The organism is Streptomyces sp. HUAS MG56, from assembly GCF_058673395.1.
Genome location: NZ_CM178722.1, coordinates 2952760 through 2978639, shown reverse-complemented (window position 1 = coordinate 2978639; position 25880 = coordinate 2952760). Strand labels below are relative to the sequence as shown.

25 protein-coding genes are annotated in these 25880 nt (G+C 68.1%); 18 read left to right on the top strand and 7 right to left on the bottom strand.

Features of this window, described 5'->3' with window-relative positions:
• Nucleotides 1-172: 172 nt before the first annotated feature.
• From AC4OXY_RS14205 to AC4OXY_RS14190, 4 genes are all read left to right on the top strand, one after another.
• Nucleotides 173-319 (top strand): hypothetical protein, encoded by a 147-nt coding sequence (locus tag AC4OXY_RS14205; RefSeq protein ID WP_362616906.1) that lies wholly within the window; start codon nucleotides 173-175, stop codon nucleotides 317-319.
• Nucleotides 320-1103: 784 nt separating this feature from the next.
• Complete coding sequence (locus AC4OXY_RS14200; protein WP_362616904.1) at nucleotides 1104-1373, top strand: hypothetical protein; 270 nt, start codon at nucleotides 1104-1106, stop codon at nucleotides 1371-1373.
• Nucleotides 1366-1977, top strand: coding sequence for a DUF6879 family protein (locus AC4OXY_RS14195; RefSeq protein ID WP_362616902.1), 612 nt, complete (start codon nucleotides 1366-1368; stop codon nucleotides 1975-1977). Before AC4OXY_RS14200 ends, AC4OXY_RS14195 begins: the two co-directional genes overlap by 8 nt.
• The gene (locus AC4OXY_RS14190; RefSeq protein ID WP_491994010.1) at nucleotides 1970-4336 is read left to right on the top strand and encodes an ATP-binding protein; all 2367 of its coding nucleotides are present in this window, start codon (nucleotides 1970-1972) and stop codon (nucleotides 4334-4336) included. The genes AC4OXY_RS14195 and AC4OXY_RS14190 overlap by 8 nt, the downstream gene beginning before the upstream one ends.
• 2 nt (nucleotides 4337-4338) lie before the next feature.
• On the opposite strand, the gene AC4OXY_RS14185 is transcribed toward AC4OXY_RS14190, so the two are convergent.
• Entirely contained in the window at nucleotides 4339-5178 is an 840-nt protein-coding gene (locus AC4OXY_RS14185; protein WP_362616898.1) for a methionyl-tRNA formyltransferase, read from the bottom strand.
• A gap of 74 nt (nucleotides 5179-5252) precedes the next feature.
• On the opposite strand from AC4OXY_RS14185, the gene AC4OXY_RS14180 reads away from it, so the two are divergent.
• Entirely contained in the window at nucleotides 5253-5618 is a 366-nt protein-coding gene (locus AC4OXY_RS14180) for a hypothetical protein (RefSeq protein ID WP_143658579.1), read from the top strand.
• Nucleotides 5619-6559: 941 nt separating this feature from the next.
• On the top strand, nucleotides 6560-8617 hold the full coding sequence (locus AC4OXY_RS14175; protein WP_362616941.1) for a tetratricopeptide repeat protein: 2058 nt from the start codon (nucleotides 6560-6562) through the stop codon (nucleotides 8615-8617).
• Nucleotides 8618-9109: 492 nt separating this feature from the next.
• On the opposite strand, the gene AC4OXY_RS14170 is transcribed toward AC4OXY_RS14175, so the two are convergent.
• Nucleotides 9110-9343, bottom strand: coding sequence for a DUF397 domain-containing protein (locus tag AC4OXY_RS14170; RefSeq protein WP_076085356.1), 234 nt, complete (start codon nucleotides 9341-9343; stop codon nucleotides 9110-9112).
• 29 nt (nucleotides 9344-9372) lie between these two features.
• Nucleotides 9373-10239, bottom strand: a complete 867-nt coding sequence (locus AC4OXY_RS14165; RefSeq protein ID WP_362616896.1) for a helix-turn-helix domain-containing protein — start codon at nucleotides 10237-10239, stop codon at nucleotides 9373-9375.
• A 310-nt stretch (nucleotides 10240-10549) separates the two neighbouring features.
• Between AC4OXY_RS14165 and AC4OXY_RS14160 the strand changes: the two genes are divergently transcribed.
• The 12 genes from AC4OXY_RS14160 to AC4OXY_RS14105 all read left to right on the top strand — a co-directional run bounded on the left by AC4OXY_RS14160 (nucleotide 10550) and on the right by AC4OXY_RS14105 (nucleotide 19747).
• Nucleotides 10550-10723, top strand: coding sequence for a hypothetical protein (locus tag AC4OXY_RS14160; RefSeq protein WP_362616895.1), 174 nt, complete (start codon nucleotides 10550-10552; stop codon nucleotides 10721-10723).
• Entirely contained in the window at nucleotides 10720-11136 is a 417-nt protein-coding gene (locus AC4OXY_RS14155; RefSeq protein WP_362616893.1) for a hypothetical protein, read from the top strand. The genes AC4OXY_RS14160 and AC4OXY_RS14155 overlap by 4 nt, the downstream gene beginning before the upstream one ends.
• Complete coding sequence (locus AC4OXY_RS14150) at nucleotides 11133-11606, top strand: DUF6415 family natural product biosynthesis protein (protein WP_491994009.1); 474 nt, start codon at nucleotides 11133-11135, stop codon at nucleotides 11604-11606. Before AC4OXY_RS14155 ends, AC4OXY_RS14150 begins: the two co-directional genes overlap by 4 nt.
• Nucleotides 11603-11992 carry a hypothetical protein gene (locus tag AC4OXY_RS14145; RefSeq protein WP_362616890.1) on the top strand — a complete coding sequence of 130 codons (390 nt, stop codon included), beginning with the start codon at nucleotides 11603-11605 and terminating at the stop codon, nucleotides 11990-11992. Before AC4OXY_RS14150 ends, AC4OXY_RS14145 begins: the two co-directional genes overlap by 4 nt.
• 56 nt (nucleotides 11993-12048) lie before the next feature.
• On the top strand, nucleotides 12049-12627 hold the full coding sequence (locus AC4OXY_RS14140) for a hypothetical protein (RefSeq protein WP_362616888.1): 579 nt from the start codon (nucleotides 12049-12051) through the stop codon (nucleotides 12625-12627).
• Between the two features lie 2 nt (nucleotides 12628-12629).
• On the top strand, nucleotides 12630-13220 hold the full coding sequence (locus AC4OXY_RS14135; protein ID WP_362616886.1) for a DUF6624 domain-containing protein: 591 nt from the start codon (nucleotides 12630-12632) through the stop codon (nucleotides 13218-13220).
• Between the two features lie 180 nt (nucleotides 13221-13400).
• Nucleotides 13401-14423, top strand: coding sequence for an NAD-dependent epimerase/dehydratase family protein (locus AC4OXY_RS14130; RefSeq protein ID WP_362616884.1), 1023 nt, complete (start codon nucleotides 13401-13403; stop codon nucleotides 14421-14423).
• 12 nt (nucleotides 14424-14435) lie between these two features.
• Nucleotides 14436-15167 carry a hypothetical protein gene (locus tag AC4OXY_RS14125; RefSeq protein ID WP_491994008.1) on the top strand — a complete coding sequence of 244 codons (732 nt, stop codon included), beginning with the start codon at nucleotides 14436-14438 and terminating at the stop codon, nucleotides 15165-15167.
• A gap of 11 nt (nucleotides 15168-15178) precedes the next feature.
• Nucleotides 15179-16507, top strand: coding sequence for a hypothetical protein (locus tag AC4OXY_RS14120; protein ID WP_362616882.1), 1329 nt, complete (start codon nucleotides 15179-15181; stop codon nucleotides 16505-16507).
• A gap of 21 nt (nucleotides 16508-16528) precedes the next feature.
• Entirely contained in the window at nucleotides 16529-17587 is a 1059-nt protein-coding gene (locus tag AC4OXY_RS14115) for an NAD-dependent epimerase/dehydratase family protein (protein ID WP_362616880.1), read from the top strand.
• A complete protein-coding gene (locus AC4OXY_RS14110; RefSeq protein WP_362616879.1) occupies nucleotides 17584-18744 on the top strand; it encodes a DegT/DnrJ/EryC1/StrS family aminotransferase in 1161 nt (386 codons plus the stop codon). Before AC4OXY_RS14115 ends, AC4OXY_RS14110 begins: the two co-directional genes overlap by 4 nt.
• A 124-nt stretch (nucleotides 18745-18868) precedes the next feature.
• Entirely contained in the window at nucleotides 18869-19747 is an 879-nt protein-coding gene (locus AC4OXY_RS14105; RefSeq protein WP_362616878.1) for a glycosyltransferase family 2 protein, read from the top strand.
• A gap of 114 nt (nucleotides 19748-19861) precedes the next feature.
• Here the strand turns inward: AC4OXY_RS14105 and AC4OXY_RS14100 are convergent, their stop codons facing one another.
• The 4 genes from AC4OXY_RS14100 to AC4OXY_RS14085 form a co-directional block, all read right to left on the bottom strand.
• Complete coding sequence (locus tag AC4OXY_RS14100) at nucleotides 19862-20305, bottom strand: hypothetical protein (protein WP_362616877.1); 444 nt, start codon at nucleotides 20303-20305, stop codon at nucleotides 19862-19864.
• Between the two features lie 98 nt (nucleotides 20306-20403).
• Complete coding sequence (locus AC4OXY_RS14095; protein ID WP_491994007.1) at nucleotides 20404-24537, bottom strand: SGNH/GDSL hydrolase family protein; 4134 nt, start codon at nucleotides 24535-24537, stop codon at nucleotides 20404-20406.
• A 234-nt stretch (nucleotides 24538-24771) separates the two neighbouring features.
• On the bottom strand, nucleotides 24772-24894 hold the full coding sequence (locus tag AC4OXY_RS14090) for a hypothetical protein (protein ID WP_362616874.1): 123 nt from the start codon (nucleotides 24892-24894) through the stop codon (nucleotides 24772-24774).
• Between the two features lie 10 nt (nucleotides 24895-24904).
• Nucleotides 24905-25702: a penicillin-binding transpeptidase domain-containing protein gene (locus AC4OXY_RS14085; protein WP_362616873.1), complete on the bottom strand. Its 798-nt coding sequence runs from the start codon at nucleotides 25700-25702 to the stop codon at nucleotides 24905-24907.
• Nucleotides 25703-25880: the final 178 nt, after the last annotated feature.

The window sequence follows — 25880 nt, the reverse complement described above, 5'->3', positions numbered from 1 at the left end:
CGGCAGCGGCGGCCATCCGGAATGCGGTGATCAAGTGTGCAACCCAGGAGGTACCTGTGTGACTCCTGTGAAGCGGAGGGGGATGCGAGGGGACCGCTGAAGCTGCCAGGGGTGGCCGGATTCAGCCCTGCCTCACCAGCATCCGAGCGAAGCGAGAGGCAGGAGTCAGACTGTGAGCATCGAGGCCGAGCACGCCCCGGTACCCGCCTGCCAGGCACAGGCGTTCGTGCCGAACGGAAGGTGGGTGGCCGAGGTACGGCATCCACAGCTTCCCGACGCCGAACCGCTGGCAGTGGCGGACGCTGATGAGGCTTCGTGAAAATGGCTCTGGCCGCAGTTGTGTGAACCACAGCGCCTGGCGCGCCAGCAGAGACAGATGCGCCGATCGCCCCGTCTCCCGACCGTAGGCCATGCTGTTGTGGTGAGTGATCCTCAACCAGCACAGCAGGCTCGTGCATCGCCACAGCGCTGCTTTTGCTTTCCATCGGCGGGTGCGGCAAGACCACGGCCAAGGCAGGGAAACCTTCATCCCAAAGAGGAGGCCCGAGGCCCCACCGTGACTCACTGCCGGTCGACCCTGCCGCTGCCCAGAAACTGGCCATCCTGTCGAACACGGACGCACACAGCCTCACCAGCATGACCTGACACACGCTGCGTGCCCCCAGCACAGGAAGCCCCTGGAGATGTCCGTTCACGTGCTGCTCTGCATGACCGTCCGAGGCGTTCACCTGCAGCCTCAAGGAAACAGCGTGCGAGTTGCAGCTCTGGGAAGTGCACCCGCCAGGAACGCCCGATGCACGCAGAGCGACAGGTGGCTGATAGCCGCAGTGCCTTGGTCGGCATCGCTACCTGACAAGGTCGTTCACGCTCCCGTGCTGGACAGCCCGACATCTTGAGCCAACTCGACCCATTCCATGTCGTACACCTCGATGCCGTCCGCGTGCGCAGTGAGCGCGTTCCATGAGTGGCGGGTGAACGAGGTCCCGCATTTCTCTCGGGTAGGGCCTGCGGCAGATGGCTGATTCCCGTGAGCACCCGTGGACGGCCTGTCGCTGGATCCGTACGCTGGGTAGCCGGTCTGGGCGGAGCACAGGGGGCGGCGTATGGGCGGTACGTGGGACGCGGATCCGCAGGCGCGGCTGGTCCGGCGCATCGGCGTCGCGCCGGCCGAGCTGGGTACGACTGGGGGCAGGGACGGCTGTCCGGACATCTGGGAGCTCGACAACGGCGACTTCGCGGTCATCGGCCGTGACCTTACGGCGGTCTATTCCGAGGGGCTGCCGGATGATGCGGTGATCGGCGGTGGAGAACGCCTCGTGGTCATCCCGCGCGTCACTCTGCTGGCCGCCAAGACGCACATTCCAGATGCGTGACCTTCTTGGCGCCTCGTCCGGCGAGCGACTGGGACTAGAGGCCTACCGGGAGGACTTCCGCAGCAGGGACTTTGCTGTTGACGGGTGCGATTCGTGGAAGCTGGAACGTTGCCAGCACTTCCGTGAGCCGGGCGATGCGAGCTGGGAGGCCTTTGCCCAGGGGAACTGGGAGGAGGCGCTGAGGCTGATCGAGGCCCAGCGTGCCGAGTTGCTCGACGTATCCCGTCTGGCCGCGCGTCATCGGTGCCGTCTGCTGCGTGTCCGTGTGGTGGAGCAGCCGCTCACGCCGTATCTGCAGTGGGAGCTGCATCTGCTGCGTGTGCGGGCCGAGTGCGGTGAGCTGATCCGCGTCATCGGCCCGCAGCACATCGCGGGATACGAACGCGAGGGTCCAGTACCGGAATTGGTCACGCTGAACGACGACACGGTGTACGAGATCCTTTACGACGCGGAGGGTGTCCTGGAAGGGGGCGTGCGCTACCTCGGTGCGGGAACGAGGGATCGTGTCGCGGCGCGAGTCGAGGAGCTGTACGTGCTGGGTGAGGACATCGGCACGTTCTTCGACCGTGAAGTGGCCCACCTCAAGCCTCCGACGGGTGCATGAGCCGCGCGAGGAAGTCAACTCCTCAATCTCCGGCACCGCCCGTGACGTCGTGCAGGCCCGCGACATACAGGGCGGGATACATTTCCACGCTCCGCCGACCGATCGCGTGCGGCCACCAGTGCCGTACCAACTCCCGTTTGCCAGCCAGGGCTTCGTCAACCGACGCGCTGAACGTGAGGCGCTGGACCGTCTGCTCGATGACGGTCTCGCCCATGCGCGGGTGCTGCTGGTAACCGGCACTGCGGGAGTCGGTAAGACGTCTTTGGTGTTGCACTGGTCGCACGCGGTCAGTGACCGGTTCCCGGACGGCCAGTTGTATGCCGACCTGCACGGCTACGACCCGCAGGCCCCGGTCAGGTACGAGCGGGTCCTTGAAAGCTTCCTGCGGGTGCTGGGCGCCCCTGCGGACGCGGTTCATGCTGAGGGGGAGCACATGGCCGCGGCCTTCCGCTCATGGCTTGCCGGCCGCAGGCTGTTGATCGTGCTCGACAATGCCGCCAGCGCGTCACAGGTCAGGCCTTTGCTGCCGGCGACGCCGGGCTGCCTGGTCATCGTGACCAGCAGGCACCGTCTGCCCGGCCTGACGATCCGAGAGGGAGCGCAGCGCCTCACGCTGGATGTCCTCGACCAGGACGGCTCGGTCGCCCTGCTGCACAGCGTCACCCGGGGCTACCGGGACGGGGACGATCCCGCTCAAGTGGCGGAGCTCGCCTCGCTGTGCGCACGCCTGCCGCTGGCGCTCAGGATCGCTGCCGAGCGTGCGGCGGGGCGGCCGTTGATGCACCTGGCGGATTTGATCGACGAGCTGCGTGACGAGTCCGGTCGGTGGGAAGTTCTGTCGGCAGGCGGCGACGAGGAGTCTGAGGCGGTGCGTCCCGTGTTCACATGGTCTTATCGGGCGTTGCCCTCAGATGCCGCCCGGCTCTTCCGGTTGCTCGGACTGCACCCCGGGCCGGACTTCAGCGACACGGCTGCGGCAGCTCTGGCAGGAGTCGACGTCCGTACCGCGCGACGCCTGCTTGACGCCGTCGCTGCCGCGCACATGGTCGATCAGACCGCGCCCGATCGCTTCCGCCTGCATGACCTGCTGCGCGCCTACGCCGCCGATCAGGCACGGCTGGAGCAGACTCCTCAGGAGTGCCACGACGCGCTGCGCAGGGTGCTGACCTGGTACCTGCACACTGCGGACACGGTCCAGGCCCGCGTCGCACCGCACGAGCCCCGCGTGGAGCTGGTACCCGCCGACGCAGGACTGCCCGAACTGCGGTTCGCCGACGAAGCACAGGCGATGCAGTGGTACGAGGCGGAACGCGACAACCTGGTGGCTGCCGTGCGCGGGGCCGCGAGCAGCGGGCTGGACCGGATCGCCTGGCAGCTTGCGGTGGTCCTGCGCGCCGTCTACATGACCAACAACCCGTTCCAGGACTGGCTCGCCACCTCTCAGATCGGTCTGGAGGCCGCCCGGCGCGACGGCGATCGAGGCGCCGAAGCCGAACTGGAGGAGAGCCTCGGCATGGCGTACGCCCAGTCGCAGTGCCTGGCAGCCGCCGCCGAGCACTACGAGTCGGCGCTGACCCTGCGCCGGGATCTTGGCGATACCTTCGGTGAGGCACTGACGCTCAACGGCCTTGGTCTGCTTGAACTGCGCCGACGCAACCTCACACAGGCACAGACGGCGTTCGAAGGCAGCAGGGATCTGTTCGCGGCGCTGAACGACGGGTTCTGGGAGCCTCGCGTGGCAGTCAACCTCGCGCAGGTGGAGCTGGAACTCGGGCACCCGGCCGGCGCACTCGGCCCGCTGCGCCGGGGAATCGAGGTATTCAGGGCCCACGGCGATCGCCACGCCGAGGGCAATGCCCTTAGGCTCCTTGCCGCGGCGGAGTTGGACAGCGGAAACCCGGATGCTGCGTTGGCACATGCCGAGCAGGCCGTAGCGATCGCCACCGAGATCCGCAGCGCAGCCGCGGAAGGCTACTGGCTGCTGGCCTTGGGCGATGCTCAACGCGCCACCGGGCACCCCACCGAGGCACTTGCCTCCTACCGTCGCGCCGCCGCACTCCAAGAAGAGTTGGGCGACCGCGGCCGCCAAGCCGCAGCCTGGGACGGCCTGGGACAGACGTATCTGCAACTCGGCCGCGCTCAGGAAGCCGCCGAATGGCACCGCCGGGCCGTGGCCACCTACCGCGACCTTGAGCAGACGTGGGAGATGGCACGATCGCTGGTGCACCTGGCGGATGCCCTGAACCGCGCCGGCACACCGCAGGAGGTCGCCGACGCGCGAGCGGACGCATGCGAGCTGCTCACGGCGTTCACCGATCCGCGCGCTGTACGGCTACGGGAAAGCATGGCCCAGCGGTGACCTCACGTCGAGGCCAGCCAGTGATCACGAGCCGGAACCGGCACCGATTCGGTGACCCACAGCGGCCCGTCCCCGCACCGCATCCTCACGCCGCTCACCTCGCTGATGCTGGTCCGCAGCACACTGACCCACTTGCCCCGGACGAGTGCCAGCGGCCCCGGTACGGCAAAGAGGCCGAACCGGTAAGCCCGCACCAGGTTGTGGATCTCCCGGGCCGGCCGGCTCCAGTCGATGACCGCGCTCTCGGGACCCATAGAACCCTCGTACGACGCCAGCGACTCGTCCTGCGGCGTGCCTGCGAAACCGTCTGCGGCCACGACCAGCGCCTGCGGCACCAGAGCCCGGATCGTGGCCCGGATCTGCGCGAAGACCACGTCGCCTACCAGATCGTCCGGCAGGGCAATGCCTCCGCGCTGCGCCACGATCGGGCCGCTGTCGAACGCCTCGTCCATCCAGTGAACGGTCACCCCGGTCTCCTCATCGCCGTGCCGCACGGCCCAATGCACCGGCATCGGCCCACGGTGCCGCGGAAGCAGCGACGGATGGACGTTCAACACCCCAATGCGCGGTACGCGCAGCACAGACGCGGGCAGGCGCCACGGAATCCCGTAACACACGACAACGTCAGGTTCGTATCCGGCGAGGCTGAGCGTGAGACCCTGCGGGCTGCGAGGGACCAGCAGATCGGGTCCTGGCGGCATCGCTGCCAGAACCTCATCCGCGGCAGCCCCACCCCGCGATGCAGCGCACACGTACGCGACCGGGGAGTGGCCGGCTGACTCGCACGCCGCTTGCAAGTCCTCGAAGCCCTCAGCCCCGTACGACATCAGCACCACGCGCATCCGTCAGCCACCTTCCACCATGACGGGCGAAACCGAACCGCAAAGCAAAGGTGCGTGATCATCTCATGGATCCGATGACATCCGTGCTCCTGCCCAGCGCCCAGTCCCTCGTCACGGCGATTCTCACCGACGGCTGGACACACGTTCGCGACGTCCTGGCGCGCCGCTGGAGCCGACAGACCGGCGAAGCGCAAGCCGACGTCGAACGCCGCCTGGACACGGCCCACCACCAGGCCGCCGGCATAGGCGATGACGAGGCAGTTCAGAGAGCGTACTGGGCTGGATACTTCGCTGCCGTTGTTGCGGAGCGCCCGACCCTGCTCGACGTCGTACGCGAGCTGCCCGACATGCCTGACCTGCACAACACCAACAGCGGAACCGTCACGAACCTCATCCAGGCTCGCGACGTCCACGGCAACATCTCCTTCGGGCCGCAGTAACGGGCGTACTGGAGGCGCGCGGCGGTGGACTTCGAACCGGACGCCAGAATCAAAGAGCTTGATCTGTCAAAGCCCGTCGAGGTCGGCCACGTGGAAGTACTGACCGGACGGCACCGTCGATGCGTTCGCGGTCTGGCTCCAGCACTCGCGCGCCGCTGGACGTCGTCCTCGTCGAGCCGGACATGGTCGCGGAGATCGACGTTGACGTAGCGCAGGATCACGGAGCCTGGCCGCACCCGGTGAGACCCGTACGGATCCGGGAGGGACATGATCCCGGAGACGTTGCCGCCTTCGGCGGGCGCGGTGCCGTCCGCTGAGTGACTGCCGCTGGTCACCCGGAGGAACTGTTGGCGGTCGTGGCACTCCCGCACCACCGATGAGGGGTGAAGGTCACACCCCGATCTGGCCGATATCGCCCTCCCGGCGACTGTCTTATCGGAACATGGAACTGCGGTTCCCACAGGGGCCGTCCTGCATGTTGCTACATACCTGCCGATCGTCTGACCGTTGGGACGGGGCGAGAGAGAAGGGACGGACCATGTCGCCGAGGTGGAGGATGACGGTGATAGTGGCTGCTGTGGCGGGAACCGTCTCGACCCCGCTCTGCTGGCTGATTGAGGGGACAAATACCGGCCAACTGGTGGGAGCGACAGTTCAGGCGGCCACAGGGGTGGGCGCATTGATTTGGGCGTGGCTTCAGCCGGCCGCACCACCGACAGCCGTGCTGCAGGACATAGTCGTCCAAACTGGCCGGGCCGAGGCGACTGGTGGTGGCCAGGCACATACGGGCATTCGCCGTCGTGACACTGGGGACAACCGAGCAGCACGGGCGCAACAGACCGGTGAGGCCATCGCCCATGGCCGAGGCAGCACTGCTGGCACCGGAATCGACTACACCGGCTAGAACTGCTCGTGGCGTTGACTGGAAGGCGAGATCGGCAATGAGGTGGCGTCGGGCAGGCAGATCGTCCCGCTCCCGGGCCAGCAAGGGTGGATCGGACCAAGCCGTCGACAGCTACCGAGGCGGTGACGGCTCCGCCCCAGGCGCCGAGGCCGCGGTGCTAGTCGAAAGGTCGGGGAGTGCCACCGCATCAGCCGCGCATGCGGTCGCCATCAGCGGCCACGTCAGCCACCTGACGGTCTCCCCGCCGCCTCCGAGGCACCCGCTGCGCTGGCCGCTCCGGTTGGGTTCAGTGCCAGGTCTTGCATCCGCGTTTCAGGACCGGAGCGCGGTACGTGCTCGGATCGACCAGGCACGCGCAGGGCATGGCACGGTGGTTCTGACTCAGGTCCTTTCCGGTGGCGGTGGGGTGGGCAAGACCCAACTGGCCGCCGCCTACGCCCACCAGGCTCTGACCGAAGGTGTCGAGTTGGTCGTGTGGGTCGACGCCAGCGAGACCGAACAGGTCGTAGGCCGTTTTGCCGACGCTGCTCGCTGTGTGGAAGCCCCACAGGCCGAACTGCCCCAGGGTCCAGAAGACTTGGCTCGGGTCTTTCTCGACTGGTTGGCCACCACTTCGCGCTCGTGGCTCGTAGTCCTGGACGACATCACGGACCCCGAGACCATGCAGCCATGGTGGCCCCCGCAATCTGTGAACAGTCGCGGCCGAGTGTTGGCAACCACCCGGCGCCATGACGCTCTGCTGTCCGGTGGCGGCCGAGCCATGGTGAACATCGACACCTACAGCGCGGAAGAAGCCGGCATCTATCTGTACGAGCGCCTCAGCTCGGCCCGCGCCACGCATTTGTTGGATGACCAAGCAGAGGCGCTGATCAAGTCTCTGGGCTGTCTGCCGCTGGCGCTATCTCACGCCGCTGCATACATGATCAACGAGGACGTGTCCTGTGCTGAGTACGTGAACCGCTTCAACCACAGCGCCGCCACCCTGGATGACCTGTTCCCACGCCAGTCAGACACCGAGGGATACGGCCGACAGGTCGCTACCGCCCTCCTCCTGTCCTTGGGTGTGGCTCAAGCGTGCGAGCCCGTAGGGTTGGCAATCCCCGCTTTGCGCCTGGCCGCTGTCCTGGACCCCGCCGGGCATCCCCATTCGCTGTGGGCGAGCGACGCAGTAAGCAACTACCTCAGCAGGCACCGCACATCACCAGCCGACGGTCCCGCCAAGGTCGCCCCCGACCAGGCGCGCGCAGCACTACGGCTCCTACACCGATACGGCTTGCTCACCGACACAGCGCAGGCCGGTTCACGTGCTGTACGCCTGCACGCTCTCACGGCACGTGCCGTGAGAGAACACACACCTGATGACGCCTGGCCGGGCGTTGTGAAGGCGGCTGTCGACGGACTGACTGAGGTGTGGGAGGCCACCTCCCCGTTCGACCGCGAACGGCTGGCCGTGTTGCGGACCAACATCGACACCCTCGATGGATGCACGGGCGACTTGTTGTGGGAGGTCGAGGGGCACCATCTCCTGCGCTGGGCCGGGCGCACCCTGACCCTTAGCTCGGCGGCGCTCCCCTACTGGCAACGGCTGACGGCCAATAGCGAGCGGCTGCTGGGCCGCACCCATCCCAAGACGCTTCTCGCTCGACGCGATCTCGCATGGACCTACTTCCTTGCCGACCGCCCCAAGGATGCGTTCGCAGTACTTCAGGCGGATTTTCCACACCAGGACCGAAGATTGGCCCCCGAGCGGCTGGCAACTTCGCAGAGTCGTTGCAGGCATGTTGATGCCATTGTGCTGCTGGAGGACACCCTTGCCGTGCGCGAACGAGTCCTGGGCCTCGACGACCCAGTGACTGTCGATTGCAGAGGCAATCTCGCCATCGCCTACTGGGAAGGGGGCAGGACGGCGGAAGCGATTCTCCTGCTCGAGCGTGCCGTCTCCAGCTGGCAGAGGATGCTGGGAGCCGAGCACGCTCGCACAGTCTCGATGGCCAAGCTTCTCCAAAGTTGGCAGACAAAACGCAAGCGACGCTGGTGGAGCAGCAAGGGAAGTTCACGCGCGACTCCCCAAGAAGCCGGGGCCTGCAGGCCCTAGTCTCGGTCCGTTCGGTGAGGGTGACCGTTGGGCACGTGCAGTTCGAGTCGGAGCGCGACGGTCCGGCTTCATCGGCCTTGGTACTGGCGGGCTTACCTATTCAACTGTCGCCAGTTCCTCGTGGAACCCACCCCGCTGATGACCGTGTGGTCGCCGGAGGCATCCCCGCCGGATGCCCCTCGCGGCGAGGACGAAGGAGAGCCGGCGCTGGCGGTGACGTACCTGACGCCGACCCACTGCTACCGGTAGGCCACGGCATGCGGCCGACCTACGGTGGCGTCGGAGCCAGCTGCCCTCTAGGGCTCAGATGTGAGCTGGACGGCGAGGCGGCTGGCTGGCGTGAAACGGGATTGCACGGTGCGTCGCCGGGTGACTGCCGGGGCCAGTGGGTAGTGTCCGAAGAGAACGAACTAGCGAGGCTCGCCCCCATCTCACCTGGGGACGGGCCTCGCGTGTTTGTCGGCAGGAGGTCAGATGCTGCCGAGCCCTTCCCTACAGGGCACGGCCGCTCAGCCCGTCATTTCGCTTGATGTCGGCGATGAAGCTGCCCCACGCCTGGGTGGTGAAGCCGAGAACCGGGCCGTGCTTCTGCCTCTTGGTGTCGCGGACTGCGACGTCGGCGGTCGCATCTGCGGGGTACTCGCCGCACTCCACGCACTCATTCTCCGTGGCACTGCGGCTGGACTTGCGCCAGTTGCGTGCGCCCTGGTCGAGGCTATCTGCCATGTTGTTCCTTCCGCGCTGTGTCAGCCAACTCACGTGGTCGAGATGGCACGACGCAAGTATGTCGCCGTCTCCTTCGTGGACAGTGCTTGGGACTGGAGCTGCGTGAACCGGTTCGCGCTCACGCGAACCTCGTTCGGCTCGTCGTTGAAGGCGTTCGGTCCACCCGACTCCACGTACGTGATGCTCCCGTCCAGCGTGTCTCCGAAGCTGAGCAGCATGAACGCCCCGTTCATGCCAACGTGCGCGCCGGCGGAGAAGGGGAGGAGCTGAAGCGTGATATTGCTCCGTTTCCCCAGGTCCACAAGGTGTGTGATCTGCTCCAGCATTACCTGCGGGCTGCCGACTTCGGTACGGATGACGGCCTCTCCGATGACCGCCCATACCTGCGGCGGGTTCTTCCGCACCAGGACTTCCTTGCGACGCTCACGCAGGGTGAGTGCGTCGTCAACCGGCAATGGGGAGTCAGCCGGCCGGATGGACTTCTGGGCCTCGATGATCGCTGCCGAGTAGTCGGTTGTCTGGAAGATGCCCGGCACAGCGAGTGGCTGGAAGGTACGTACCTCGGTCGCGAGGTCTTCCGCGTCCGCGACGTCCACGGCGGTCGGGCCGACCTTAGAGCCGTAGGCCGTCCACCAGCCGCGCGCCCTGCCGTGCTTGGCGAGCGCGACGAGTCGCTGCTTCACATCGTCGTCTCCAAGGCCGTAGATGCTCGCGTACGCGATGGCGTCGGCGACGCTGACAGCGGTGTGGCCCGACTCCTGGCGTCGCACGGTGCTGTGGCCGACGCCAAGCTTCTGCGCCACGTCCTCGATGGAGATGCCACGCTCTTCGCGCAGGCGGCGGAGCTGCCCGCCGAGAAGCCTCTTTCGGACGGTGGGAACGCCTTTGTAGGCCATGTGACCTCCACGTCAGTACTGGATCGCGCCTGTCAGTGTGTCTGTTTCTGTGCGCTGCACGCCAGTTCGGATACCCGTCAAAAGTGAAAACGTGTCACCGAGCCACTTGTCAGTTTTGGCTCTGTGCGAGATTCTACCGATGTCGCTCACGGTAGGTACCGCTCTCCGCACGACCAGTGATCTCGTGCGCCCGTGCGGCCTTGCCCAGGCGGCGGCCGAGCTACCCGCCCGGCAGCGGCGGCCGGACCCTACCCCTTGGGGTCCGTCCGCCGCCCCCCACATGACTTTCTGCGAGCGAGCCGAGGCGGCAATGACGCCACACGCACCCCAAGAGCACCACCACCCCAGCACCTCCGCGATGGAGCACGCCCGTACCGGGCCGGTGTCGCCCGCTGCCCGCACCTACGCCGACGAACACGGCGACGTTTCCGACTGGACCACCGAATGGTTCGAGATCTACGCGGAGCTGGGAGGCATCCAATGACCAAAGCAACCGCCATGCAGGAGGGGATCGCCACCGCCGCCAGCCGCGACTCGGTTGCCGCCGTCTTATATGTCTGCGTTGAGCGCAGCAAGCTGGCGCCGAGCCAGGCCACCCAGCGCGCGGAAGGCGAGGGCCGATCCTTTGCGGCGGCGCGGGACCTGCGGGTTACGGAGACGATCTGTGACCCGTACGGTGAAGCCGATCCTTGCCGCCGCGAGGGCTGGATGCGCGTGCGGGAGCTGGCGGAAGCCGGTTCGGTCGGCGTCGTGATCGTCCGCTGGCCGGCGGCCATCGCCCCTGACGGCTCACACGAGTTGCGCCACCGTGAGATCCGTTGGCTCATGAAGCGCGGGGTACAAGTGCGCTACTCGTGGGCTCCGCTCTCCCGCTCGGATGCCGGTGAGACCAAGTGAGCGCAGCGTACCCGTCGTTGGCCCTGTGCGATGCAGCCGCAGCCCGCAGTATGAGGGTCGGGTCCGCCCGGCCCGCTGCCCCACGACCCCTGTTCGACTTGCTGGGGGCGCTTGGTGCCGCGCTCGTCGACGACTACCTGGAGTTGGTCCTCGGCTGGGGTGCCGCACCGTTGCAGCCAGACGAGGTTCCGAAGATCGTGTCCTGCTTGCAGGGCTGCCTGTGGGGGCTCGTGACCGAGGCCATGAATCGCGTCCAGGGGCGTCCGGACCAGGAACTGATCAAGCGGATCGGCTTCGCTGTGTGCCTCGACGCCGAGGGGGCAGCGAAGGGATTCCATCCCGATCACGCCTACGTACGCCGTCTCGCCATGCTCGTTTCGGACCTGCTCGACCGGGTGGCCGAGGATGACGACGGTCCGCTCCCGACCTTCGATGCCCGCCCCGCGTTCCGTGGTTGGTGGTCGGCGTGAGCGAGTCGTTGCCGCGCGCGTATTGGTGCCACGTCGACCACGACGGCCAGCAGCTTCAGAACTGGGGTCCGGCCGACATCACCACCGACGCTCCCGGATTGGCCGTCGCGTGGGTGCGTGAGGCCGTTCGCAGTATCAGCTCCACGCTGGGGCGCGAGACCTTCCACGCGGTGTGGGGCTGGCTCGGTGACCACGGCGCTGTCCATGCGGCTGTCGTTGAACTGCGCAGGGGTAAGCCGTACACCTTCACGGTGCCAAGTCCCGCCGGCCGCTGGACGTGGACTGCATACCCCGTCTCCGTGCTCCCCGTGGTGGAAAGCTGCTCCGTCCCGGCTGCCCGTATGCGGCAGTTAGCCCTGGTCGGTGCTATCGGCCGGCGCCGGTGACGGACACATCTGTGCTCACGACTTTGTCAGCGCACCATCTGCCCGGAGAACTCGTCATGACGATCGTTGTTGACGCCCCGGTGAGGCTCGCCCGCCCCACGACCGGAGAAGCGTCGAATGAGTTGAACCGCGCCGCTCGGGCCGCAGGTCTCAGCATCTCGCCGATGCCCGAGATGGACCGGCCCACGGAGTACGTCGACCTGGGCAAGGTCGCTCCGGAGACGGCTGCCGAGTTGGCCCGACTGATTCGCAGCGGCATGCGGCGGGCCTACAGGACCGTCGACGACCTACAGGTTGTCTGCCAGGCGCACGGGCTTGCGATCCCGGACCTGTCCGTGCAGGAAGGCAAGATCGATCTCGGTGACGTCTCCGTCGATGCGGCTGACCGCCTGGCCTGCCTGCTCGGTGCGCCGCCCCAGCCGGAATCCCGTCTGGACTTGAACGAGTGGTCCGAAGCGCGCAAGGTCATGGACCGCCTCAGCTGCGCCTTCAAGGCCGCCACCCGCGGCGGATTCATCGACCTGTATTTCCACCCGGACTGCCTTCGCTGCGACACGGACGCGGCCATCAGCCTCGGGTCCATCCCCGTCAAGACCGCACGCCGCCTCGTCAACGCTCTCCAGTTCGGAGGCTGAGCATGACCACACAACCGCAGCGGCCCGACCTCGCCCGAACCCTCGTCGCCCGTGACGAAAGAGCGCGGGCACACCGGGCACTCCTTGTCCGCGGGCTGCTGAGCCCGACCGAGATCGACATGGAACGGCACGTCGATCGCGCCGACGCCCAGGTGCTGCGGCGGATCGTCAGGGCCCACGGCTGGCCCGGGAAGACCCTGGTCGGCGAGGACGGCGCCGAAGCCGCCTGGCACCTCGCCCTGCACGCTGACTATGACCCGGACCTTCAACAGCTGGCTCTCGGCCTCCTGGTCAGCGCTGTCGAAGAGGGTGAGGCGACGATCCAGCAGTGGGCGCACCTCCGCGACCGGTGCAGCGTCAGCGCCGGACAGCCGCAGGTCTTCGGTACCCAGCACTGCCGCAGCCCCGCTGGCATACAGATGCTGCCGACGCAGGACCCGGATCACCTCGACGCCCGTCGTGCCAGCGTCGGCCTGCCGCCGCACTATGTCGCCTGCGAGGCCCTGCGGCAGCGCCACCGCCGCGAGCCGGAGAGCGAGCAGTCTCGCGACGACGAACGGGCGCGGCCCGCGCTCGTAGGAAGCGCCGCATGACGTCCGTCGAGGAGCTCCCCGGCGACCTGGGACGCGTGGGCTAACGACGGCCGTAACCGCACGCCGCACAGCTCCAGTGGCCGGGAGTGCGTGACGGTCCTCCCGGCCACCGGTCCCAACCACGCAGCCCCCTCTGCACCACGCAGACCTCAACTTCCCTTTCATCAAAGGAACATGGTCATGTCGTTAAGTGAACTCGCCGGATGCACGGTGCTCGTGACCGGCGCGGGTGGTTTGATCGGCAGCCGTCTCACCGCGCAGCTCCGCCGGCTCGGCGCGCGCACGGTGTCGGTGTGCAGGATGGATGCCTATCCGGAGCGCACCTACCGCGACTACTTCGGCATCCGCTCCGACGACCCGGACTTCATCGTCGGTGACATCGCCGAACCCCGCCTGATCAAGAGGCTCATCCCCGGCTGCGACTACGTCATCCACGCCGCTGCCCTGGCCGACGTGGCGGCCTGCACGCGCCAGCCCCTGGACGCGATCGACAGCAACGTGGTCGGCACCCAACGGGTCCTCGACGCCGTGGCCGGCTCGCGGACCGTGCGCCGGATGGTGTTCGTCTCCTCCGCCAGCGTCTACGGCAACGGCGAGCACGGGCAGGCAGGGGCACGGTTTAGGGAGGACGCGCCGATGCGCCCGGTCTCGGTGTACGGAGCCAGCAAGGTGTGGGGCGAGCACGAGACCGCCGCGCTGCTCGGCGGTTCCGGCATCTCCTATGCGATCGTGCGCTACTTCTCGGTGTACGGCGAACCGCAGGTCATCAAGGAGCACAGCCACTCCTGGGTCGTCGCCTGGTTCGCGATGCGCGCCGCACTGGGACTACCGCTGCCCCTCAACGGCGGCGGACGCCAGGTCCGCGACTTCGTCCACGTCGACGACATCGCCACCGGCACCCTGCACGCCCTGACCGCCGAGCGGGCGCACCGGGCGACGGTGAACATCGGCACCGGCCAGGCCACGACGATCCGTGGCCTGGCCGAGCTGGTCTGCTCGCACTACCCCGGCGCCAAGCTCGTGGAGAGGCCGATGCCTCCTGGCGATCCGGAAGGCGGGCACGCCTGCACCCGCAGGATGGAAGATCTCCTGGGCTGGAGGCCGGGCATCAGCGTGGGGGAGGGGGTAGCCCGGTATGCCGCGTGGCTGCGTGAGCGCCCGGACGTGATCCCGCCGTGGCTGCGCGAGCCCACCGCGGCGTAGGCGGACGCCCTGATGCCTTCGCTCAGAGAGCTCGCCGAGAGGGGGCTGCTCGGTGATCACCAAGTGATGGACCAGCCCACGCTGGACTGGATCACCTCCCACCGGCCCGCCTCCTTCCCCGACCAGCCGTCACGTGTGCTGCATCCTCCCCTGCTGCTGATCCCGCGCACGGAGTGGTTCGCCGACGTACGGCTCGCGGATTCCATTCACGGTGTCCTGCACGGTGCCCGCGTCAGTGCGCTCGCCTCGCTCCTCGCGGGCGAGCACGGCCTGAACCGCGAGGAGGCGGCCACGTTGTGCGTCGCGGCGGCGGTGCACGACTGCCGCCGCCGTCACGACCGCGACGACGTCGGCCACGGCCGAAGAGCTGCCCGATGGTTCACACACCACCATCAGAAGGTCAGCCGCGCCTTCGGACACCAGCTCCCACCTGAGCTGATCGCCCCAGCAGCCACCGCCATGGCTCTGCACGACGTCCCCTACGGCGCGTTCTCGGCCGACCAGGTACGCGCCTACGGGCAGGCCCGGCAGTTCACGGACCTGCTGAAGGCCGCTGACTGCCTCGACCGGTACCGGCTGCCGCTGGACCGCTGGTGGCCCGACACCCGCCGGCTACGCGTCCGCGTACCCGAGTGGCTGCACCCGCTGGCCTTCGACCTGGTCACCTTCAGCGAGCAGAGGCGCCTGGACGGGGCCAGCCCGGCCGAAGCCCTCACCCACGCCCGTCAGATCCTCTACCGGTAGGAGACCCCAAGGTGCGCGCCGAATGGGACGACGCCCACACCAACTACGCCGCCCCCGCCCGGCCACCCGGCCCCGTCTCCCTCAGCGAGACCCCCACCCAGTGGCGCGAGCAACTGGAGCACGGCACCCCGAACGGGTGGCTGCTGCGCGGCAACACCATGCTGAAGACCCTGGCCGGCGGGCGCCCGATCCACCTGATGCACACCACCGCGGCCCTGGACGCGATCCGTGCGAGCGGGCAACTGTATGCCGCGGCTGGCTGCCTGGTCGGCAGCCTGTACTGCGCTCCCCTCAGCCCCGAGCCGGCGGGGCTCAGGCCCCACAACATGGGCGCCTATCTGCTGGAGACGAAGCAGAACCGCGACGTCCTGATCATCGAGATCAGCCCCAGCGCGGCGGTGCCGGTCAAGGGCATCGACTATCTACGCCTCGGCCGCATCCACCTGCACACCTACCAGGAGCACCGTGACTGCCTGACCGGCGCCGAGGACGCCCGGATTCGGCAGGCCGCTGTGGAACGCGTACGGGCAGCATCCAGGTTCCTGGACACCCTCTTGGCCGCCGCATGCGGCAGCGCGCCCCGTCCGGACACGGTGTTCGTCGACCGGCTTGCCGCCACCGTGCCGTTGGTTCCGTTCCTGGGCTACCTGTACTTCGAAGTGCTGTCCGAGTACCTGATGCTCCACTCCACCTCCCCGCAGACCAGGGCGTACGCCGACGTGGGGGAGATGAACAACCGGCTCTACAAGCAGCTCGCCTTCTCGGCGGTCGAGAGCATGCACCGTCTGTTCGACCTCGCCCTGTTCGCACCGGGCCACGACCGGCTCGTGGACCTGATCGGCGAGGTCGAACCCGCCCTCGCACCGGGCGTGGCCTCATACGTGCACCGCCGCTTGCCACACCTGTTCGCCTGCACGGCCCTTGACGCCTCACAGGACGCGGCAGCTGTCTCCTTCAAGGACACGGACTTCCTCACCCTCGCCCGTATCGCGCCCTACCTGCTGGGGCAGATGGTCTTCCGCGAGATGCGCACCGTCCCCCGCTACCCGCGGCTCTTCCCGGTGTTCGAACAGGCCAAGGCACTTCAGGCGTACGCCTACTGGAACCGCGAGGGCATCCCGACCCCGTTCAACGGCTTCCTGCCCAAAGGGGAGATCGGCGTCAACCTCGCCTACCCGCAGGGCTCCTACGCGGTGTGGACGGCCGAGGTCTGCGAACGCGGCCTCCTCCACCCGGTCGACCAACTCGACGTGACCTTCATCCCCCGCCTGACCGACCTGCGCGCAACCGCCCTGGGCAAGGCCGCCTTCCCCGCCACCCCCGAGCCCGCCGCACACTGAATCGAAAAGGAGCACCCCAGCGTGCGCATCGTCCTGCTCGGCGGCGCCGGCTACATCGGCACCGTCGCCACCCGCCTCCTGACCGCCCTGGGCCACCACGTGACCGTCGTGGACGGGCTGATCTACCACCGCGGCGACGACCCGGCACGGCTCGTGCCGACCGCCACCGACTTCCTCCACGCCGACCTGAGGGACACCGTTGCGCTCCGGCGCGCCGTCCAGGGCGCGGACGCGGTCGTGCACCTGGGCGGCCTCGTCGGGGAACCCGCCTGCGCCGTCGACGAGCGCCTGGCCGTCGAACTCAACTACGCCTCCCCAATCCTCGCCGCCGAAGCCGCCCACGAGACCGGAGTCGGGCACTACGTGTTCTTCTCCTCATGCAGCGTCTACGGCCAGCACGCCGGGACCGTGGACGAATACACCGCCCCCAATCCACTGGGCATCTACGCCACCACCAAGGTTCTGGCCGAACGCCGCCTGGCCGCCACACTCGACGACACCGCGTTGACAGTGCTGCGGCTCGCCACCGTGCACGGCCGCTCACCACGCCAGCGCCTGGACTCGGTCGCCAACCGCATGACCGCCCAGGCCGTCGTAACCGGCCGTATCCCGCTCAACGGGGGCTCCCAGCGCCGCCCCCTGGTCCACGTCGCCGACGTCGCCGAAACCCTCGCCGCAGTCCTGAACACCCCCCACGGCCACCGCGTGTTCAACGTGGGATCGGACCGGGCCAACTTCACCATCGCCGACATCGCAGAAACCGTGCAGCGCACGCTACCCGGTACCAAGATCGACCGCGGCCCGGAGCGCGACGAGACCGACGCCCGCGACTACCGCACATCCTTCGCCCGCCTCGCCGACGCCTTCCCCGGAGCATGCCGGCACTGGCTCCACGACGGCATCCGCGAGATCGCCGAGGCCATGGAGACCCGCAAACTGGGCAACCCGGACCGTCCCGAGTACGACAACCTCAAGGGCCTCATCCTCGCCCGCGGCGCCGCGCACCTCACCGCCCGGCGCACGCCTGAGTGCGAGCGCCTGCACGCCGAGTACACAGCCAGCGGCTGGAGGACCCGATGACCCCCACCGCCCCCGCCGGCACGCCGTTCTTGCCGTGGAACCAGCCGTCCATCGGCGAGGAGGAGATCGCCGAGGTCACCGACACCCTCCGCTCCGGCTGGCTGACCTATGGCCCGAAAGCGGCACGCTTCGAGGACGCCATACGCGAGGCCCTCGGCGTCCAGGACGCGTTCGCCGTGTCCTCCTGCACCGCAGCCCTACACCTCGCGTTCCTCACTCTCGGGCTCGGCCCCGGTGATGAGGTGATCACCCCGAGCCTCACCTTCTGCGCCGCCCCCAACGCGCTGCTCCAGGTCGGCGCCCAGCCCGTCTTCGTAGACATCGAGCCCGCGACGCTCAACATCGACCCCCAGGCGGCCGAGGCAGCGATCACCAGCCGGACCAAGGCCATCGTCGTCATGCACTACGGCGGCCACCCCTGCGACCTCACCGCGTTCCGCAAGCGGGCCGACGACCACGGGCTCACCCTGATCGAGGACGCCGCCCACGCCCTGCACGCCAGCCGCGACGGACAGCGCGCCGGCGCGGTGGGCGACCTCGCCGTCTTCAGCTTCTACGCGAACAAGGTGATGACCACCGGCGAAGGCGGCATGCTCGTCGGCCGCTCCGACCTCATCCACAAGGCCCGGCCGCTGGGCCGCCACGGCATCGACTCCTCCGCCTGGCGCCGGCACGGACAGCGCAACACCGCCAACTACGACGTGATCGTGCCGGGACTGAAGTACGTCATGCCCGACATCACCGCCGCCATCGGCCTGCGGCAGTTCACCAGACTCCCGGCCTTCACCGCCCGCCGCAGCGAGATCGCCACCGCCTACACCGAAGCCCTCGCCACTCTGCCCGGCCTGACCATTCCTACCGTCCTGCCCGGCGTCGAGCATGGCTGGTTCTTGTACTCGGTCCTCATCGACCCCGCCACGGCGCCCCTGGATCGCAACCAGGCCGCGCAGGTGCTGCGCGATGTGCACCAGATCGGCACCAGCGCGCACTTCAAGCCCGTGCACACCCTGGCCCCCTACCAGGGCCTGGTCACCGGCCCTCTGCCCGTCACCGAGACGGCCGCCGCCCAGCAACTGTCGCTGCCGTGCTACCCGGCCATGACCGACCGAGACGTGGACCGCGTGATCACCGCTATACGAAGGCTCTGGTCTTCCTAGCCGCCCGCCCGGAGCGTGAAGACGGCGCGCTCCGGGCCGTACTGCCTCGCCGCTGACGGCCACAGCACGCGGGCGCCCATGCCGTAGGCTGACCGCCCGCAGCACAACGAAGGGGAACATCGGCGTGAACAACGGCGCAACGCGACCCACCGTGGGGGCCGTGGTCCTGACCATGAACGACCGGCCGGACGAGTTCCCGAAGGCCATGTCGTCCCTCCTGGCTCAGGAAGGCGTCGATCTGGACGTCGTCGTCGTGGGCAACGGCTGCACCCCCCAGCAGGTCCCTGACGGTGTGCGCACGGTCACACTCGCCGAGAACGTCGGCATCCCCGAGGGCCGCAACATCGGAGCCGACCGGGTGACGGGCGACTACCTCTTCTTCTTCGACAACGACGCCCTGCTGCCGACCCCCCACGTGCTGGCCCAGCTCGTCGCCCGCCTGGAAGCCGAGCCCCGCCTCGCCTACACGCAGCCGCGCATCGCCGACCCCGACAGCGGCATCACCCTGCGCCGCTGGGTCCCGCGCCTGCGCGCGTCCGATCCGACCCGGCCCGGCATCGTGACCGTCATGGCCGAAGGCGTCGTGATGGTCCGCCGCTCCGCGTTCGACAAGGTCGACGGCTGGCCCGGCTCCTTCTTCCTCTACCACGAGGGCGTCGACCTGGCCTGGCGGCTGTGGGACCACGGATACCGCGGCTACTACATGCCCGACGTGATCGTGCACCACCCCGCCACCCACCCCTCCCGCCACGCCGCCTTCTACCGGCTCAACGCCCGCAACCGGGTCTGGCTCGCCCGCCGCCGCCTGCCCCGCCTCCTCATCCCCGTCAACCTTGCCGTCTGGGCCGCCGTCACCCTATGGCGTACACGCGGGCTGCCTGCTCTGCGTGCTTCGCTCGCCGGCTTCTTGGAAGGCCTTCGAGACGCGTGCGGGACACGGGAGCCCATGAGCTGGAACACGGTCGCCCGCCTGACTCGTGCTGGACGGCCTCCGGCCTTCTGATTCGCCACACGAATCGAGGACGCTGACAGCATGTCGGTAGCTGCTGGGCCGGAGCGTTGACGGTGCCGATGTGCAGGTCCATCTCCGCCTCGAGATGCGCTGAGAACATCATCTTCAAGTACCCGCGTGCCGGTTGAGCTTGCCGCACGAGAGGGAGGTGAGTGTCACCTTCTTCCTCGGCGGCGTTGTGAGCGCTACCACATAACATTCCGAGACGGCGGCACCGGAAAATGATCCAGGTGAGGCGTACGGGATGTTCACCTGGAAGGTCACGGAAGTGCCCGAGCTCGTTCTGACGACGACGGGTGTGCCCAGCTGCAGTGAGGTTGCCAGCTGCTGAATCCGGTCCTTGCCGGGCAGGGAAGACCCGGATGTCTTGTCCAGACGTGTTGCGAAATCGTGTGCGGTGTCGTCAGCCTCGTGAAGCGCCTTCAGGCGATTGCGGTCTGCCTGCTGGCCGTTGTCCTGCTGTCCCCATGCGAAAGCGGCAAATACCGCGACCGTGATCAGGCATATCGCTGCGCCTGCGATACTAAGAAGACGCCGGTAGCGAATCATGGAATTTTCCCTGTCCGGTGTTGCCCGCCCGCGGACTTGCTCCAGTCGGGCGGGCCCCATTTCGGTCTCTAGCTCTCTGAAGGCCTGCCTGGACGTTGCTACTTGTTCAGCGCAGCCTCCAGGGCGAGAGCGTACCGTGTGGTCCCCGTGTTGTTGGGGTGGAAGCTCTCCATGCTGACGCAGACCCAGGTGGTCGGATCTGGCTTGACGGGGCAGGAGAAGTCCCCTGGGCCAGTGGGCGCGGCAACGAAGTCGTTGATCCCAGGTGTTGATGATCCGCAGTCCTCATAGCCCTTGAATTGCGGTTCCGCGTCCTGGAAGACGACGGGGATCTTCTGGCTCTGGAGCGCGGCCACCATGGTCGTGTCCTTCTGGGTGAAGTAGTCACCCCAGCTGTTGAGCTGGATCATCGCGGTGACGCCCACGACTGACGTGCACACCGTGCTGGTGTCGAACAGGTGTGGATAGCCGAGCAGGACGATCTTCGCGTGTGGCGCCTGGGTGTGGATGTCCGATATCACCTGGCTCACTGCGGAGGCCGTCGTGTCGATCTGGCCTTTAACCGTCGAGTCTGAAGGGCAGCCGCCCCCGAGCGGAGGCACCAGGGTGCACGATTTCACGACATCGCTGAACCCGGCGTCATTGCCGCCGATCGTGAGCGTCACCAACGTGGTGTTGTTGTCGAGGAACCCGGAGCTGAGCTGCTGAACCTCGTGGTACTCGCCGAGGGTGCCCCAGTTCTTCGCCTGTCCCAGCGCAGGGTCCATTTCCCAGGTGTACGCACCGGAACACGCCACCGAATGGTAATCGAGGCTCGGGTCACTGGAGTCCGCCAACGTCCCGATCGTGCTTGTCCGGCCCGGCAGAACGGTCTGCCGAATCCAGGAGTTCTTACTCCTGCGGCAGGCGTTCCACGACCGTCCGGGAGAGGTCTGGGTGGACTGGTCGGCGTACGGCCCGACATCGGTTCCCGGTAGATAGGGCTCGGCCCCTTCTCCGGAGGAGTACGAGTCGCCCATCTGGACGACGAAGTCCTTCGGCTTTACGGAGAGAGGCTGGAAAGCGACCGAGTCCCAGGCGATGTCGTCGTCGGCGGTTCCATCGGGGCTGTAGTTCGAGAGGCTGACGCCCTGGAAGTCGCCGTTGGCCGTCGGGACGAAGTCGAACACCCCGAGGCTCACCCAGGTGTTGGCGTCAAGGTGCGTATTGATGACCCTGTTCTCGTCGGCGCCGGCGCCGGTGTGCACGGTGTAGATCGCCTGCTGGGTTTGCGCCCCGGTGTCCGGGATGTGCACCATGACGCGCGTCCAGGCGTTGAGTTGGTTGGACAGTTTCCAGGAGCCGACGATGGACATCGGTCCGGTGGCACCGTCGACGCTGGAGGACAGGCCCACGCCGGAGACCCCGGCGCTGTCGGCCCGGGTGTGGGCGTACCAGAAGTGCCCGCCCCAGCCGCCGCCGACCTGCTGAAGGTCCATGCGGGCCTCGTAGTGGCTCTCCGCATCCGGCTGGAAGCCGAAGGAGAAGGTGCCGGCGTCACCGCTGACGTTCCCGCAGTCGGAGTAGGTTGGGGTGCCGTTGGGGACGGTGGTGACGATCTGTGCGCCGGAGGGCAGCCCGCCCGAGCACTGGGGTTCCCCGTAGAGGAGGTTGTAGCCGCGACCGGGTTCGGCGCGCAGGGCGTCGTACTTCAGGCTCTCGTGGCCGCAACTGGTGGAGCAGTCCGATTTCCAGGTCGCGATCTGCTGGTGCCACCAGTGCGGGACGTCGCAGGAGGAGCCCAGGTGCTGCGGCTCGCACTGCGGCGGGGAGGCAGTGTCGCAGGCGTTGGCGCTGGAGCAGAACGCTTCCAGCGGCGGCTTGACCATGATCCGGTCCTTCTCGGTGTCCCACCAGGCGGGCCGGAAGCCCGCCGTGGAGTAGCCGGAGGCACCCGGGCGGTCCTGGTTCCCGTCGGTGTCGTAGGAGTAGCCGGTATCGATGGACTCGGTGGCCCAGCCCATCACCTTCTCCTCGTACGGCCAGTTCGCTGGGTGCGCGGCGTCGACGAACGAGGGCTTGTCGGTGACGTTCGTGGCCCCTGACTGCGCGCACATGACCCACCCGGACTCCTTGACGTTCCCGGGCAGCGTGCAGGTGATGTTCCCGTCGAGGAACGGGCCGCGTGCGGGGTCATAGAGCGGGTTGGCGGGGTTGCTGTACCAGCCGAGCCCCCAGTTTCCGTTGGCGGAAGCCTGCGACGCCGGGTTCAGGCCCGAGTTGTAGTCCCACACGGCCGCGAACCAGTCCTCCAGGTGGGCCGGGTTGTCGTCGTTGACGGCGATGGTCTGGCCGGGCTGGTGGATTTCGTTCCACTTGGTGGCGAGGATGCCGGCGGCGGCGGCCACGTTGACTGTGTAGTCGACTGCCACCGCGCGTTGCAGGTTGGCGGGCAGCTCCGTCTCGCCCGGCTTGGGGTGAGAGGGCAGGCGCATGCCGTCGGTGATCTGCCCGACCCCGTAACCGCAGTCGGACTTGGACCAGTCGATCGCCCAGTAGTCCGCGCCGCTGTTCCCGGGAGCGGAGGCGCGGCCGTAGAAACCGTTGAACGCGGCGAGCGGGCTGCTCATCTGGCCCGGCACGGCACCGGGCTCGGCCTGCCACAAATTGGACTCCTGCGCCAGGATGCCGAGCAGCACCTGGGCGGGAATGCGCCCGCCGCCCGTCAACGAGGGGAGGAGGAAGAGGCTCTGCGGATCCACGGTGCCCCCGCCCTCCTGGCTGCGCCACCCGCCCTGGGCGATCCATTGGGAGCTGAGGTCACCCCGGACCGCCATGTCCACGGCCCACTCGACCTGGTTCGGAGTGGGCTGGAGCGCGAGCGTGTTCGGGTCGTTGCGGGGAACTGCGCACCAGCGGTCGGTGTCGATGGTGGAGTTCGACGTCGCAGCCGCCGGGTGAACCTTGACCCCCGTCCGGGCTCGGCTGCCGCTGCCAGAGAGAGCTGGGGACTTCGCCTTGCCCTGCGGAGCGGTGACAGCGGAAGTGAGCGGCGCGACCTGCTCGGCAACCTGCTTTCCGGTACCGGTGACGGTCGCGGTCAGGGTGATGAGCTGCGCCTGGTCCGGGCGCGGCGGCGCGGGTGAGGACGGAGCGGGCTCGGTGCCGCCGCCGGAGTGGGACAGGTCCCGGCCGGCCCGCGCGATGTTCTCCGTTGCGGTGCGCACGGACGGGGTGAGCACCGGCTGCACCGCGAGGCGGCCCTCGGTGGACACGCTGTCATGGGCGTCGGCGTGCGGCAGGAGGCGCACCCCCCAGCCGTCTCGCCCGGAAGTGCTGCCGGTGGTGAAGACCCGCCCGTCGGTTCCGGCGTGCAGCGCCAGGGAGGTCAGCGGTCCGCCGGCGATGACGGTGGGCTTCCCCGAGTGCAGGACGTGCGCGGTGGCAACGCCCCGGTGCTGGTCGAGGTAGGCGATGACGCCCCGGTCGCCCGGGGTCAGGTCATAGGCCGTGCCGGTGGTACGTGCCGAGACCGTGGTGTGTCCGGCCGTATCGATGCGCACGATGCGATCGCTCTCGGCCGCCACCACCTGACCGTGGCCGCCGCTTGGCACAGCAGAGGTCACCTCGCCGGGTGCGGTGGCCCGGCCCACGATGTCCCCGCCGGTGTCGACGGTGGTGATCTGTGTGGCCGAAGTGCCAATGGCTGTGAAAGCCGCCGTGTGCTCGGTGGTGTTGCAACCGGGATCGAAGTACGCCAGCGTCGCGGTGAAAGGCAGCTTGACGACCCGTCCGGTATCCAGGTTCACGACGGCGGCGAACGCCCCCCGTTCCATCAACTGCTCGCGGTTGGTGAACGAGCGCGGGGCGTACACCACCGCCGCGTGCGAGCGGTCCATCAGGCAGTCCTGGCCGATCCACGCGTCGGTGAAGCCGGGCTCGGCCAGCATCGCAGCCGTTCGCCACCGGTAGGCGTCCTTCGAATCGGCGAGAAGGACACGCAGGCCCGCCGTGTCGGCGGCGGTGGTCACGGCCCGGTCGCTGCTGTTCTTCCAGCCCTGGCCCAGGGCATGGTCGGGGTCGGGAACACTGGTTGGGGTGTGGGGCGCAGGAGTGCCGGACTCGGCAGCTGAGTGCTGCGATAACGAGGCAGCGGCAGGCGGAGCTGCGGCATGGGCGGGAGCGGCGAGCCCCAGCACCGGCACGGCCGCCGCGGCGAGCGCGGCGCACGTGCGTCTGAGTGGTATCCGCATGCGCGGAGATCTCCTTCCGGTCGGTGTGTGTGCTGGGAAGGGCGGGGACTTTCGTCGTCCCGCGCGATGAACGGCTCGGGGCGGACGGGCGCCCGGGTGGGTGAAGTGGTCACGGACCCACGGGAAAGAAACGTGGGCAGGCGGGGACGGACCCGCCTACTCGACAAGGGCGAGAAGACCGAGGTGCCGTCGCCAGAGAGCCTTGCGAGAGGGCGGGCGCGAGTTCGGGGCGAGTCAGCCGGTGGTGGAGGCGAGGACGGTGCGTACGACGGCCTCGGCGGTCTCCGGCCGGTGTGAGCTCTTGGCCACGGTGGCCACTACGGCCCAATCGCCGCGGTAGGCGGTGAACCAGCCCATGATGGGTTGGTCACTGTCGGCGAAGGTATCGGCGTACGCACGCATGAGCGCCCGCAGCTCGTCCGCGACAGGGCCGGGCAGGGGGCGGTGGGCGCGGGCCGGTGCCTTCCCGCTGGTCTTCGGGTCGACGAACAGGGGTTGCTGGAAGGAGTCGCGCTGGATGGTGGCGGTGAGAGAGGCGAGGTTCAGCGTGTTGAGGCGGGGCCTCGCCCTGGCCGATGGCAGCGGCGGCTTTGTCGGCGCCGTCGAGTTCGGCTACGGCACCGTCGGCCGTGGTGAGACCGGTCTGCCAGTCAAGGCCCAGGCCGAATACGTCTCGTGCTTCGGAGGCGAGGTCCTTGCCGGTGAGTTTGTCGGCCACCGGGATAAAGCCGGTGTCGCAGGCGTGGGTGAACACGTCGGTGAACCGGGCGTTCTGGGGGCTCCAGTTGTCGGGATTGGTGAAGGTCTGACCGCCGTAGGAGGCGCTGGCGGGGCAGCCGACCGGGGTGCTGGAGTTGACTGCGCCGTGGTCCAGGAGGGCCGCGGTGGTGACGAGTTCGAAGATCTGTCCTGGGGCCTGTACGCCCTCCGGCGTGGGGTCGGCTTCTGTGCCGGTGGTACGGGTACCCAGTACGTCGCTGGTGCTGGGGCAGATGACGACCACGGATACGCCCGGATACTTGGCGGCCGCCGTGTCCACGGCCTGCTGCACCTCGGCGTCCAGTCGCGTGAGGACGTGTGCGCCCTTTCCCCCGTTCAGGGCGGTGACGATGTGTCCGCCGCCGCTGTCGCCTGCGGAGGAGAGACCCAACTTTCTCTGACGCATGAGCCCCCCTCATGTCAATGCATGGAGTGCGGAGGCAACTCGGTACCTGTGCCAAGGCGTTCCCCCGCCTTTGCGCGCGTTCACGCCGCCACTTGGCAACTGGTCTAGTCCACCTAGCGGAGCGCCTGATCATTAGACACGGCGCACACAGACTCCACAAGGTTTCTTTACGGCCGGT